This window comes from Lentzea tibetensis (assembly GCF_007845675.1).
In the GTDB taxonomy this organism is placed as follows: domain Bacteria; phylum Actinomycetota; class Actinomycetes; order Mycobacteriales; family Pseudonocardiaceae; genus Lentzea; species Lentzea tibetensis.
Genome location: NZ_VOBR01000028.1, coordinates 122,294 through 133,839, shown reverse-complemented (window position 1 = coordinate 133,839; position 11,546 = coordinate 122,294). Strand labels below are relative to the sequence as shown.

The window sequence follows — 11,546 nt, the reverse complement described above, 5'->3', positions numbered from 1 at the left end:
ACGTTGATCACCATCGCGCCCAGCCCCGCTGACCGCACACAACGAGAGCACCGCGAACACAAGGCCCGTCGGCACAACATCGACCAGGTCAACGCCCTCAAGACCCCGTTCGACACCAGCCACCTAGGGCGCGTATCGAGTCGCGATCAAGCGGTTCGAGTGAGGTCCTTGATCCAGATCATGGAGGCGCGGAGATGAAGGCCGGCGAGGTAGCTCTCGGGGGGTCTTGTCGTAGCGGGTGGCGATACCTCGCCAGGCTTTCGGGTTGTTGATCAGGCGCTCGACGGTGTTCCTCTCCTTGTAGAGGTCGGCATCGTGCCCGACGGGTCGGCCGCCCCTGCTGCCTTTCTTGTTCCGGTTCGCGGCCTGGTCCTACTTCTCCGGGATGACCACCTTGATCTGCCGTTTGCGCAGGTAGGCGCGGTTTCCTCGGGACGAGTACGCCTTGTCTCCGGCGACCGCGCCGGGCCGACTGCGGGGACGGCCGAACGGCCCGCGGACCCGGACCTTGGCCAGCACGGGGATGAACTGCGGGCTGTCGGCAGCCTGCCCCGCGGTCAGGACGAGCGCGAGCGGGCGGCACTTCCGGTCGGCGGCAAGGTGGATCTTGCTGGTCTGCCCGCCGCGCGAGCGCCCGAGCAGGGCGACCTTCAGCCGGAGTCTGCGTCGGCGCCGTATGCGGCGTCGCTCCTCCCGCGCGGGGTCGTTGTCGGCGGCCTGCCCGGCTTGTCCTTGCGGCACGCCCTTTTGTCGTGCCTTCTCCTTCTCGGCGGCGGCCTCTCCAGGGCATTGAGGACGTCGTAGTCAAGGTGCATCCCGGCGGCGTCGTGGTGGGCGCGGGCGGTGGTGGAGTCCACGCTGACCAGGGACAAGTCCACCTCGCCCCGCTCAGCGGCCTGTGCGATCAGGCCCTCCAGCAGGGCCTCGAAGACACCAGCGTCCCGCCACTGCCGGAAGCGGTTATGGACAGTGGGCCAGGCCCCGAACTCCGCGGGCGTCTCCCGCCATTGCCCGCCCGTTTTGAACCGCCAGATCACGCCCTCGAACTGCTGCCGAAGCCGCTCGGGATACGGGCTGTACCTGCCGATCGGCAGGTACAGCCCGATGAACTTCCACTCCTCGTCCGTCAGTTGCGCCCGTGTCATGCAAGAAGATCTACCGGTCCGGGCCCCGCCGGGAGGGCGAACCGCAGATCGATCACGATGCGAGCTGCGCCCTGGAGCACCCTGAATACTGCAACGACTTCCCGATGTCCTCGTCGCCTGAAATGGCTGATCCGGCGCGGCCGGTGTCAGGACCAGGCGATCTCGCCATGGCGGGAGACGAAGCGTCCGCTGCTGGCGCCGGGCTCCTCGGTGGCGAGAGCGACGATCGCGTCCGTGCCCTCGGCGACGGTTTGGGGGCCGCTGTGACCGTTGAGGTCGGTCGCGGTGTAGCCGGGGTCGGCAGCGTTGACGCGGATGCCCTTGAGCCCCTTGGCGTACTGCGTGGTCAGCATCGTCAGCGCCTCCTTCGAGGAGGTGTACAGCGGCGCGACGACGTGCGACTCTGGCCGGCCGTGGTCGTGGGTGAGGGCGAGGGAGCCCCATACCGCTGCTGACGTTGACGATCACAGGGTCGTCCGAGCGGCGCAGTAGCGGTAAGAACGCGGTGGTGGTGCGGATGACGCCGATGACGTTGACGTCGAGGACGTCGCGGGCGTCGGCGGCGGTGAGGTCGCTGGGATCGCCGACGGGGCCGTGCACACCCGCGTTGTTGACCAGGACGTCGATCCTGCCCTCGTGTTCGGCGACGTCCGCGGCCGCGGCGGCCACGGATGCGTCGTCAGTTACGTCGATGGGGACGTAGCGTGCGCCGAGCGCAGCGGCGGCCTCCTCGCCCTGTTCGCGGTTGCGTGCTCCGACGAGCACGGTGTGGCCACGCTCGATCAGGCGGCGGGCGGTCTCGCGGCCGAGTCCCTTGTTGGCTCCGGTGATGAAGGTGATGGTCATTCGTTCGACTCTGATCCCGACGAGGGAGGCGGACCAGGGACGCTTCGACGGTAGGAAGACCAGTACCACCCTCGCGCCCCCATACACGACTGGGGACGCAGGAGGATGGAGTTCATGTCGGCGACACCCGGAACCGGACTGGGCGTGATGATCCGCACGTGGCGGGACCGGCTGCCCCCATCGGCCGCCGGGCTGCCGGTGGCCCGCGGGCGCCGGGCGGCCGGGCTGCGACGCGAAGAACTGGCTGAGCTGGCCGGGGTATCGGTCGACTACATCGTGCGCCTCGAACAGGGGCGGGCCACGACACCCTCAGCGTCGGTGGTGGCGTCCCTGGCGCGAGCCCTGCAAGCTGTCCACCGCCGAGCGGGACCACCTGCACCGGCTTGCCCAGCTCGTACCGCCGGTGGACGGTACGATCTCTGACCATCTTCCGCCCGGCGTGCAACGGGTGCTCGCCCGCCTCGGGGACGTGGCGGAGGCCGTGTTTGCGGCGGACTGGCAACTGGTGTGGTGGAACCGCGGGTGGGCCGCCCTTCTGGGCGATCCATCCGCGGGATGCGGTGCGTTCCGCTGGACGACGGGGTGCTGCGGCTCGGACTGGTGTCCGTCAGCCGTTCGGGTTGAACGGAATCCCCGCCGGCTTGGCCTTGCCCAGGTTGTACTCGAACGCACCGTCCTTGATGGCCAGGCTGGCGCTGCCGAAGTTCGCCCCGACGAGGATGTCGCGGATGCCGGGCGGGTAGTTGTCCCAGCTCACCAGATCCGGGTACTGCCAGGTGCCGTAGTGGTTCTCCGGCACCTCGGTCATCCCGGCGAGCCGGAAGCAGTGCGTGCTCCAACCGTCCTTGTGGTAGACGATCTTCGGATGCGTGCCCTCCCAGGCGACGCTGTTCCGGGCGTACGTGGAGAAGTTGCCGTGCGCGGACGTCGAGACGTACTGCGCCTGGTCGTTGCTGACCCACACGACCACGTGCTCGATGTCGTGGCGGTGGCCGCAGCAGTCGATGCCCGGCACCGCCTGGTCCTTCTCGAAGTACAGGTCGTACAGGTAGGCGCACCAGCCGTTGTTGCACTTCGACCGCGAGTACGAGTTGGTGTTGTCGAGATCGGACCGGTCGCGGCAGCTGCCGTTGAGCGCGCCCGAGTTCTTCAGTCCGGGCGCCAGCGCCCCGGTCGGCGAGATCGCGGGCGTCGAGTAGCAGCCGTCCGTGTCGTAGTCGAACGCCGGCTGCCACTTGCCGTCTGCGGCGGCGAAGCTGGCGGGCAGCGCCTGTGGCGGGTCGGCCCACGCGGTTCCCGGTACGAGCACGACGAGCAGGGTGGCGCCGAGCAGGGCGTGGAGGAGTCTCTTGTTCACTGGCCCTCGTTTTCCGGTGGCAGGGTGCGGAGAGCGGGCGTGAACGACGGTGGGGCACCGTCAGGCCTTGGTCAACCCGCCGAACGTTGGCGAGAAGTACCGGGATTTCCGCGGTAGTTGGCCCGCGTGGCCAGCACGCCCGCGACCAGTGCCGTGGTCACCCCGGCGATCTGGAGCCACGAGCCGACGGCCACGCCCGTACCGTGGTCACCGACGAAGTTCGGGATCCCGTCGGGGCTGATCAGGAAGCCCACGATCACGAACAGCCCGAGGAACGCCCCGAGCGCGGGCATCTAGCGCGGCGACGTGAGTCCCACGAGGAGCGCCCCGGTCGTCAGCATGATCATTCCCGGCGGTACCGCGAACGGGAACACGACCCCGGACGCCCACAGGACCCCGATGCCCGCCGTGCCGAGCAGCAAACCGCCTACCGTTGCCGACTTCGTTGTGTTGTTCATCTTCTGCCTCCTTGTCATGCATCGATGATCTGATGGGGGACGGCGGGAATCGTCAGCGCTGGAGCGCATCTGCGGTACGGAAGATTGCGTACTGACCGAGCTGAGGTGGGCAGGAGCGATGGGCGGGCCCGGCCTGACCTTCTTCGCGCAGTCGGGCTGGGCTCGCTGGTACTAGGCGAGTGCCGGGCTTCGCCCGGACCACGAGTGATGCCTCCTCCGTCGGCGTCACTCGTACCGAATTCTTGGGTGGCTTGGCACCGGAGTCCCGATCCGACGGTTGGCTTTCGTTGTTCTGGTCGCGCTGGCTCCGTGGCTGGCGGGCGGTGGCTCACCTTTTCGTTCTTTAATCCTAATGAGTGATGCCCGTTCGAACAATTGTGCGGTAATGTGTTCGTTGTGGACATCGAGGGGGCTCTCGACACAATCCAGCACTGCCAGAAACAGATCGACTACTGGCAGGCTCAACAGGTCCGCGCGTTGGGTGAATACGCCGAGTTGACGTGGCAGGACGAGTTCGCGTCCTCCGAGATCGCGGCGATGATGCACTGGACCCGGAACTGGACCGAGGACCGCCTCGGGGTTTCCCGGGATCTCGTGACGCGACTGCCCGCGACGGTCGACGCCCTGGAGAAGGGCGACATCGACCTCTACAAAGCGCAGATCATCCACACCCAGATCCTGCCCCTGTCCGCCGGGCACGCCGCGGAGGTCGAACAACGCGTACTCACCAAAGCACCCGAGCAGACCAGCGTGCAGATGCGGCAGCGCGGGCGGCGGATCGTGATGAGCGTCGACCCCGACGGCACGCGTGAACGCGTCGCGGAGAAGAAAGCCGCCCGCGCCGCCGGGATACGGTCCCTCGAAGACGACATGGCCATGCTGTGGATCACCATGCCCGCCGACAAGGCCATGGTCAGCTGGCTACGCGTGGACAAGCTGGCCGAGGAGGCGAAGTTCCCCGGCGACACCCGCACCCTCAACCAGCGCCGCGCCGACGTCATCGCCGACCTACTCCTCGCGACCCCGGACAACGCGAGCCCGGTCCAGGTTCAGCTGATGGTCACCGTCTCCGCGACCACGCTGATGGGTCTCGACGAGCATCCCGGCGAGCTGGAGGGCTACGGCCCGATCAGCGCCGACCTCGCCCGCGAGTTGGCGGGGGATGCGACGTGGCGGCGGTTGCTCACCGACCCGGCCTCCGGTGTCCCGCTCGACTTGGGCACCAGTACCTACCGGCCCCCGGCTCATCTGCGGCGCTTTCTGTGGGCACGGGACAAGACCTGCCGCATGATCGGCTGTACCGCCAGGGCCAGCCGCTGCGAGGTCGACCACACCATCCCGTTCCCCGCGGGCCCGACCGCGGACCACAACAACGGCATGTTCTGCACCCACGACCACCGCCTCAAACACGAATCCGGCTGGACCATCACGCAGCCAACCCCAGGCACATTCAAATGTGTCAGCCCTACCGGCCGCGTCTACATCCGCGAACCCGAACCGGTCCTGCCTGGATTCCACTAAGAACAAAAGAGCGAAAAGGCGAGCCACCGAACGGTAATCACGAACCAAGCGCAACCAAACAGCGCAAGGTGAACACCGGATCGGGACCACGGTGCCAAGCCACCCAAGAATCCGGTACGAGTGACGCCGACGAAGGAGGCATCACTCGTGGTCCGGGCGAAGCCCGGCCGGGACTCCCGAGCGCGGGCCGGTGATAGCTTGGCCGTTCTGCTTCGACACTGGGGGAAGTAGCCATGAGAACGTTCGCGATTCTTGCTGTCCTGGGCACGGTGTTGAGCCTGTGCCCGGTTGCCTCGGCAGGCCCGGAACTGCGGGGCTGGGAGCTGACGACCACCAACGTCGGCCTCGCACCGCACGGGCTCAGCTGCGCCACGCTGCCGGAGTACACCGGAGACAGCAAACCCGCTCAGGGCACCGTGATCAGCGCCGTGCAGATCACCACGCCGCTGGACCTCAGCAACGGTGACATCACCGTCGAGAAGTCCTGCATCCAGCCCACGTTCACGGGCTACCACAACAACTTCCTGGTCACCACGACGATCTGCCCCGACGAGTGCTCCGCGACCGAGGCCGGCAACGTCGTCATCCGCGACTCCGAGATCGACGGCTCGGCGCTGACCGCGGCCGAGGTCGCCAAGTCGTGCGCGTTCCTCGGCGTCGGCACGTTGCGGCGGAACTACCTGCACGACACGGGTTCCGGCATCTGCTTCTTCGAGACCGGCACCGAGCACTCCGCGCTCGCCGAGCAGAACTACGTGCGCGGCCTGCGGTCGTTCGACGACTCGCACAACGACGGCGCGACCGTCCGCGACTTCCGGTACGCCGCAGGCCGTTCGGTCACGTTCCGGAACAACCGGATCGACTGCTCCACGGACAACGACACGGGCGCGCTGTTCATCCAGCCGACCTGGGTCGAGATCCAGAACCTGCACGTCGAGGGCAACTACCTCGAGGGCGGCGGTTACAACCTGTACCTCGAGGAGACCGGGGACGCGTCGTACGCGAACGTGCACGCGGTCGACAACCGTTTCCGCCCAACGGGTTGGGGTCCGTCGGCGAACCCGTCCGGTCCGGGGTGGACGACCTGGCAGGACAACCACCTGTACGACCCGGCCGAGCCCGACGGCCGCGGCGACGTGGTCAGTCCCTGACAGTCCGCGCCGGCCCGTGGAGACCACGGGCCGGCGCAGGAAGTCAGCACTCCCACCACACGGCGGTGTCCGGCTGGAGCACCGTGCCGGGCGCGGACTGCAGCAGCACCGAGTCCGGCAGCTCCACGTCCGCGGAGCTGAGGTTGACCATGCACCCGATGCCGCGGCCGGAAACACTGTCCCTGCGGACGAACCGCAGCACGCCCTCGGGACCGTCCACCCACTCGACGTCACGCCCGGCGCCGAGTGCGGGGTGCTCCCGGCGGATGCGGAGGGCGTTGCGGTACAACGCGAGCATCGAGTCGCCGTCGTGCTCCTGCGCCTCCACGCTGAGCTTCGCCCAGTCCGCGGGCTGCGGCAGCCACGGTGCGCCCCCACCGAAGCCGAGCGATGGCCCGGTCGTCGTCCACGGCAGCGGCACGCGGCAGCCGTCCCGGCCGCGCTCGGTGTGGCCGGACCGCTCCCACATCGGGTCCTGGAGCACGTCGTCGGGCAGGTCGAGCACCTCGGGCAGGCCCAGTTCCTCGCCCTGGTAGACGTAGGCCGAACCCGGCAGCGCCAGCATCAGCATCGCCGCCGCGCGAGCCCGGCGCCTGCCGATCTCGCCGTCGCCGTACCTGGTGACGTGCCGCTGCACGTCGTGGTTGGACAGGACCCACGTCGTCGGCGCGCCGACCGGGGCGACGGCCGCGAGCGACGCGTCGATGACCTCGCGCAGCGCGGGTGCGTTCCACTCGGCGGTCAGGTAGTGGAAGTTGAACGCCTGGTGCATCTCGTCCGCGCGCAGGTACAGCGCCGTGCGCTCGGCACTGGGCGTCCACGCCTCCGCCACCAGGACGCGCTCGCCGGGGTAGGTGTCGAGCACGGCGCGCCACTCGCGGTGGATGTCGTGCACGCCGTCCTGGTCGAAGAACGGCAACGCCGACGTGCCCAGCAGCTTCAGCTGGTCGGCGTGCCCGATGTCCGGCAGACCGGCGGCCTTGACCATCCCGTGCGCCACGTCGACCCGGAACCCGTCGACGCCGAGGTCGAGCCAGAACCGCAGCACGTCGCGGAACTCGGCGCGCACCTCGTCGAGGTCCCAGTTGAGGTCGGGCTGCTCCGGCGCGAACAGGTGCAGGTACCACTCGCCGTCCGGCAGCTGGGTCCAGGCGGGCCCGCCGAAGACCGACTCCCAGTCGTTCGGCGGCTGGTCGCCCTTGCCGGGCCGGAAGACGTAGCGGGCGCGCTCGGGGCTGCCCGGCTCGGCGCGCAGCGCGGCCTGGAACCACTCGTGCTGGTCGCTGCTGTGGTTCGGGACGATGTCCACGATGATCTTCAGGTCGAGCGCGTGCGCGTCCGCGACGAGCGCGCGGACGTCGTCCAGATCCCCGAACATCGGGTCGACGGCGCGGTAGTCGGCGACGTCGTACCCGCCGTCGGCCATGGGGGAGGCGTAGAACGGCGTGATCCACAGCGCGTCGACGCCGAGCTCCGCCAGGTGCGGCAGCCGCGAACGGATGCCGGGCAGGTCCCCGATGCCGTCGCCGTTCGCGTCGGCGAAGCTGCGGACGTACACCTGGTAGATCACGGCGTGGCGCCACCAGTCCTGGGTCATGAGACCACATGAAAGAGCTTGCAAGGATTTTCCGCAAGTCACATCGATGTGAGGACCACTGACGGGGAAAATTCTGCAAAGTTTTGCAGCGATGTAATTCCAGCTGAGTGCGGGATGTTGGCGGGATCGTGTCCCACTCGTGGCTCGCGCCATCTCGACCCGCGGCTGTCGCCGACCTCACCCTGTGAACGGGATTCACCGTCGACCACGGGAGGACCCCCATGGGGCAGAACACCGCGGACATCCAGGCGGGAATGCGATGCCTGATCGCGCTGGTGCACAACAGCAACAGCCTGATCCTGGCGCTCAGCGCGTGGCTCGCCATGTACGGCGTGGAACGGAACGAGGTCACCCACCGGCTCGTCGACGCGTCGACCAGGAGGATTCCCCGTCGCGAGGCCGAAAAACTGGATCTTCCGGCGAGCACGCCACTGCTCCGGCGGAGAGGGGAGCTGTGGGCGTCACCGGACGGCGTCGCGGTGCCCATAGCGACGGCCAACGCGTGGGTGGTGCCGCAACGGATGCCGCTCGAGGTGGTCGAGCAGATCCGCCGCGTGCCGCTCGGCATCGCGCTGCAGCCGCACGGCATGCGCCGCGTGCCCGCGCTGCCGAGGTGCTCGACGGTCCACGACGCGGACCGTGGGCCGCGGCTGGTCGTCCGGCTGTCGGCGTTGCTCGTCGTCGACGGCGTGCCGTGGGCGCTCACCGACGAGCTCGTGGACCAGGCGCTCGTCGAGCGCGTGTTCCGCGGCGCGGCCGTGCCACCGAGCTCGGTCGCGTAGGCCTGTGACGAACTTGTGACACGACGCGCACAAGAGGCGCACATCCGCCCGCTGTGATCACCGCATGGCACACGGGAGCGCTGCGCTGGCGTTAGCGCTGGCGCTGGTGGTGGTGGCGCCCGCCGAGACGGCGGGCGCGGACGTGGTGAGGAGCGAGTACTTGGTGATGCCGCTTTCCAGGCCGCCGGGTTTCACGACGGCTCTGGCGAGCGGCTCGCCGACGTCGAGCTCACCGCGGTGGTGCACCGCCCGGCGCGGACGGCCGGCAGGCGTCCGCTGGTGGTGCTTGCGCATGGGCATCGGCAGACGTGCCGGGACGAACAGTGGCGTCGGCCCTGTGTGCCCGGCTCCGCCGCGCGGCCGACCCGATCGTCGGCGGCCATCCGGGTGTGGAGGTGGAAACGGCGCGACCGGTCACCAGGTGATGCCCTCGAGGTCGAGCGTCTCCTGATGCGGGCCGCCGGTGAACGAGCTGGTGAGCAGTCCGGCCGATCGGCAACGGCCGCAGGACACCGGTGACGTGGTGGCCTTGAACCGGGTGAAGTCCCAGCTGCCCGTGCCCACGTGGCAGCCGGGTCCCGGCACGTCGAGACCGAGCCACGCCTGCATGCGCACGGCGTGCACCACGTCGGAGCCGTCGAGGTAGCCGTTGAGGCGACCCGCGAAGCGGTCCCGCGCCGCGGCTGCCGGGCCCGCGAGTGCTTCCTGCAGCGCGGACATCGCGCCGTTCACCGGCACACCGCCGAAGTCGCCGTCCATACCGGCTGATTCAACCAGCCCGCGGTGCCCGCGCGGCTCAACCCGCTCAGCAGGCGTGGCTCGGCACGCGGTTCCGCGCGATCGCGGCGGCCTGGCGGCGGGACGTGACGCCGAGCTTGGTGAGCACGGCCGACACGTGGTGGTCGACGGTGCGCACGGACAGCACGAGCCGGTCCGCGATCTCGGCGTTGGTGAGGCCTTCGGCGAGCAGCGCCAGCACGTCGTTCTGCCTGCTGGTGAGCCCGCTCGGCGCACTGTCCGATGTGGACAGCAACGCGTGCGCGTCGCGGTGCAGGAACCGGTGGCGCAGCCGGGGTACGAGGCTCTCCACCGCCCGGCGGACCACCTCGTGGCGGAACGCCAGGCCGTCGTGGCGCACCTCGAGAATCCCGTGCTCCTCGGCCTCGTGCAACGCCGGGAAGTCCTCGCCCAGCAACCGCTCCGCCAGTGCGAGCCCGATCGGGCCCGGCACGACCGACAGGCGTTCCAGCGCGTTCCTCGCCCGGTCGGACAGCCGCATCGTCCGGGACAGGACGACGCGCGCCACCACCTCATCGCGGGCGGCCAGCGTCTCGGTGACGTAGAACGGGATGCCGCCGGTCAGCGCGTGCAGTTCCGCGCCGTCCCAGGACGTTCCCGCGGCCAGCGTGCTGACGGCGTTGACGGACAACGGCGCCAGTTGCAGCTGGGTGGTCGGTGCCGCGGCCGCCGCACCGCACGACCGGTGCAGGCGCTCGGTGCTGGGCCCGTCCCCGATCGTCAGCACCAGCACGGCGGGAAGCTCGGAGATCCGGCGCGCCAGATATCCGAGCACGTCCAGCGTCGCGTCGTCCGCCCACTGCAGGTCCTCGATCACGAGCACGGTCGGCGTGGCCAGCTCGGCGAGCACGGCGCCGAACACGTCCGCGGTGTCCAGCGCACTCTCCAACGGCCCGCCGGTGCCCTTCACCGCGTCGCGCAACGCCCCGAACGCGCGCGGCGTGACCAGGTCGTCGCAGTGCCCGACCAGCACCCGCGCCTCGGTCTCGCGGACGAACGCCCGCACCACACCGGACTTGCCGATGCCCATCTCACCGGCGATCACCACGACCGATCCGCGGCACTCCCGCGCCCCGCGCACGGCCGAGCGCAGCACCTCCAGCTCCGCCGCGCGTTCCAGCAGTCCCCCCATACCCGTTCTCCCCTCGAGCTCACCGGGGGAACGTCAACGATCACCCCGCGGTTCAGCCACCTACCTAGGTAACCGGCGATGCGAATGGGCAGTCGTCACCGAAGACGCCGCGTCATGAAGTCCGCAGACTCTGCTGCTGTGCGCCGCATCCAGCGGCCACGTGGACAACAGGGGAGGAAACACACATGTCCATTCGCACCATCATCCGTCGAATCGGTCTCGTGACCGCGATCGCCGGGACCACCGTGGTTCTGGCGAGCCCGGCGCACGCCGCGACGAACTTCTTTCGCATCAACAACTTCAACAGCAGGCTGGCGCTCACCGCCGAGTCGGCGAACGAAGGTACCCGCGTGGTGCAGGCCGCCGCCAACCAGTTCAACCTCCGGCAGCAGTGGAGCATCAAGACCAACACCGGTACCGCGGCGCTGACCTACGTGATGCGGCAGAAGATCACCGCCAAGAACGGCGCGCTCGTCGACGGCTGCCTCGACCTGCCGAGGGACGTGGACCGCCCGCAGCAGCTGGCGGGCGAGGTCATCGTCGTGCGGCCGTGCGACGGCTCGAACTCGCAGAAGTGGCTCGACGTCAACACGAACTCGAGCACCGGCACGGTGAACCTCGAGAACAAGCTGAGCCTCATGAAGATCGACATCGACAACAACAAGCCAACGGCACCGGGGGCGGTCGCCATCCAGAACGACGTCGCCCAGACGAGCCAGCGGTTCTTCCGGGCCTTCGTCGCGTCGGCCTGACCCGCGA

At 69.0% G+C, this 11,546-nt stretch carries 14 protein-coding genes and 2 pseudogenes; 6 read left to right on the top strand and 10 right to left on the bottom strand.

Annotated features, from left to right (window positions below; all coding sequences use genetic code 11):
* Nucleotides 1-198 (top strand): hypothetical protein (locus FKR81_RS44480; protein ID WP_222598495.1); only part of this gene is annotated, 198 nt, incomplete at its 5' end.
* On the opposite strand, the pseudogene FKR81_RS33955 reads toward FKR81_RS44480, so the two are convergent.
* The 3 genes and pseudogenes from FKR81_RS33955 to FKR81_RS45860 form a co-directional block, all read right to left on the bottom strand.
* Nucleotides 147-1,145: pseudogene (locus tag FKR81_RS33955) on the bottom strand (IS5 family transposase). The gene FKR81_RS44480 and the pseudogene FKR81_RS33955 overlap by 52 nt on opposite strands.
* Nucleotides 1,146-1,291: 146 nt before the next feature.
* Nucleotides 1,292-1,498 (bottom strand): Rossmann-fold NAD(P)-binding domain-containing protein, encoded by a 207-nt coding sequence (locus tag FKR81_RS45865; RefSeq protein WP_328593177.1) that lies wholly within the window; start codon nucleotides 1,496-1,498, stop codon nucleotides 1,292-1,294.
* Nucleotides 1,499-1,640: 142 nt separating this feature from the next.
* A pseudogene (locus FKR81_RS45860) lies at nucleotides 1,641-1,991 on the bottom strand (SDR family NAD(P)-dependent oxidoreductase); the annotation flags it as partial.
* Between the two features lie 105 nt (nucleotides 1,992-2,096).
* On the opposite strand from FKR81_RS45860, the gene FKR81_RS33945 reads away from it, so the two are divergent.
* Nucleotides 2,097-2,414 (top strand): helix-turn-helix domain-containing protein, encoded by a 318-nt coding sequence (locus FKR81_RS33945; protein ID WP_328593176.1) that lies wholly within the window; start codon nucleotides 2,097-2,099, stop codon nucleotides 2,412-2,414.
* Nucleotides 2,415-2,598: 184 nt separating this feature from the next.
* Here the strand turns inward: FKR81_RS33945 and FKR81_RS33940 are convergent, their stop codons facing one another.
* The 3 genes from FKR81_RS33940 to FKR81_RS43935 form a co-directional block, all read right to left on the bottom strand.
* A complete protein-coding gene (locus FKR81_RS33940) occupies nucleotides 2,599-3,348 on the bottom strand; it encodes an NPP1 family protein (RefSeq protein ID WP_146358321.1) in 750 nt (249 codons plus the stop codon).
* Between the two features lie 71 nt (nucleotides 3,349-3,419).
* Nucleotides 3,420-3,641 carry a hypothetical protein gene (locus tag FKR81_RS33935; RefSeq protein ID WP_146358320.1) on the bottom strand — a complete coding sequence of 74 codons (222 nt, stop codon included), beginning with the start codon at nucleotides 3,639-3,641 and terminating at the stop codon, nucleotides 3,420-3,422.
* Entirely contained in the window at nucleotides 3,642-3,806 is a 165-nt protein-coding gene (locus FKR81_RS43935; protein WP_186763337.1) for a hypothetical protein, read from the bottom strand.
* A gap of 396 nt (nucleotides 3,807-4,202) precedes the next feature.
* Between FKR81_RS43935 and FKR81_RS33930 the strand changes: the two genes are divergently transcribed.
* Together FKR81_RS33930 and FKR81_RS33925 are read left to right on the top strand one after the other, a co-directional pair.
* Nucleotides 4,203-5,327: an HNH endonuclease signature motif containing protein gene (locus FKR81_RS33930; protein ID WP_146358319.1), complete on the top strand. Its 1,125-nt coding sequence runs from the start codon at nucleotides 4,203-4,205 to the stop codon at nucleotides 5,325-5,327.
* Between the two features lie 233 nt (nucleotides 5,328-5,560).
* The gene (locus tag FKR81_RS33925) at nucleotides 5,561-6,478 is read left to right on the top strand and encodes a right-handed parallel beta-helix repeat-containing protein (protein ID WP_146358318.1); all 918 of its coding nucleotides are present in this window, start codon (nucleotides 5,561-5,563) and stop codon (nucleotides 6,476-6,478) included.
* A gap of 43 nt (nucleotides 6,479-6,521) precedes the next feature.
* Here FKR81_RS33925 and FKR81_RS33920 read toward each other — a convergent pair whose 3' ends face one another.
* Nucleotides 6,522-8,075 (bottom strand): glycoside hydrolase family 13 protein, encoded by a 1,554-nt coding sequence (locus FKR81_RS33920; RefSeq protein WP_146358317.1) that lies wholly within the window; start codon nucleotides 8,073-8,075, stop codon nucleotides 6,522-6,524.
* Nucleotides 8,076-8,296: 221 nt separating this feature from the next.
* Between FKR81_RS33920 and FKR81_RS33915 the strand changes: the two genes are divergently transcribed.
* On the top strand, nucleotides 8,297-8,857 hold the full coding sequence (locus FKR81_RS33915) for a hypothetical protein (RefSeq protein ID WP_146358316.1): 561 nt from the start codon (nucleotides 8,297-8,299) through the stop codon (nucleotides 8,855-8,857).
* Nucleotides 8,858-8,914: 57 nt separating this feature from the next.
* On the opposite strand, the gene FKR81_RS33910 is transcribed toward FKR81_RS33915, so the two are convergent.
* The 3 genes from FKR81_RS33910 to FKR81_RS33900 form a co-directional block, all read right to left on the bottom strand.
* Entirely contained in the window at nucleotides 8,915-9,151 is a 237-nt protein-coding gene (locus tag FKR81_RS33910; RefSeq protein WP_146358315.1) for a hypothetical protein, read from the bottom strand.
* Between the two features lie 120 nt (nucleotides 9,152-9,271).
* Nucleotides 9,272-9,616: a hypothetical protein gene (locus tag FKR81_RS33905; protein WP_146358314.1), complete on the bottom strand. Its 345-nt coding sequence runs from the start codon at nucleotides 9,614-9,616 to the stop codon at nucleotides 9,272-9,274.
* 46 nt (nucleotides 9,617-9,662) lie between these two features.
* Nucleotides 9,663-10,787 (bottom strand): helix-turn-helix transcriptional regulator, encoded by a 1,125-nt coding sequence (locus FKR81_RS33900; protein WP_146358313.1) that lies wholly within the window; start codon nucleotides 10,785-10,787, stop codon nucleotides 9,663-9,665.
* Between the two features lie 185 nt (nucleotides 10,788-10,972).
* Between FKR81_RS33900 and FKR81_RS33895 the strand changes: the two genes are divergently transcribed.
* The gene (locus FKR81_RS33895; RefSeq protein ID WP_146358312.1) at nucleotides 10,973-11,539 is read left to right on the top strand and encodes an RICIN domain-containing protein; all 567 of its coding nucleotides are present in this window, start codon (nucleotides 10,973-10,975) and stop codon (nucleotides 11,537-11,539) included.
* Nucleotides 11,540-11,546 lie beyond the last annotated feature (7 nt).

Bases quoted from the DNA above. Each gene is read 5' to 3' on its own strand.
- FKR81_RS45865 (WP_328593177.1), bottom strand. From the start codon at position 1,498: ATGCTGACCACGCAGTACGCCAAGGGGCTCAAGGGCATCCGCGTCAAC.
- FKR81_RS33945 (WP_328593176.1), top strand. From the start codon at position 2,097: ATGGAGTTCATGTCGGCGACACCCGGAACCGGACTGGGCGTGATGATC.
- FKR81_RS33935 (WP_146358320.1), bottom strand. From the start codon at position 3,641: ATGCCCGCGCTCGGGGCGTTCCTCGGGCTGTTCGTGATCGTGGGCTTC.
- FKR81_RS43935 (WP_186763337.1), bottom strand. From the start codon at position 3,806: ATGAACAACACAACGAAGTCGGCAACGGTAGGCGGTTTGCTGCTCGGC.
- FKR81_RS33925 (WP_146358318.1), top strand. From the start codon at position 5,561: ATGAGAACGTTCGCGATTCTTGCTGTCCTGGGCACGGTGTTGAGCCTG.
- FKR81_RS33920 (WP_146358317.1), bottom strand. From the start codon at position 8,075: ATGACCCAGGACTGGTGGCGCCACGCCGTGATCTACCAGGTGTACGTC.
- FKR81_RS33915 (WP_146358316.1), top strand. From the start codon at position 8,297: ATGGGGCAGAACACCGCGGACATCCAGGCGGGAATGCGATGCCTGATC.
- FKR81_RS33910 (WP_146358315.1), bottom strand. From the start codon at position 9,151: ATGCGCAAGCACCACCAGCGGACGCCTGCCGGCCGTCCGCGCCGGGCG.
- FKR81_RS33905 (WP_146358314.1), bottom strand. From the start codon at position 9,616: ATGGACGGCGACTTCGGCGGTGTGCCGGTGAACGGCGCGATGTCCGCG.
- FKR81_RS33900 (WP_146358313.1), bottom strand. From the start codon at position 10,787: ATGGGGGGACTGCTGGAACGCGCGGCGGAGCTGGAGGTGCTGCGCTCG.
- FKR81_RS33895 (WP_146358312.1), top strand. From the start codon at position 10,973: ATGTCCATTCGCACCATCATCCGTCGAATCGGTCTCGTGACCGCGATC.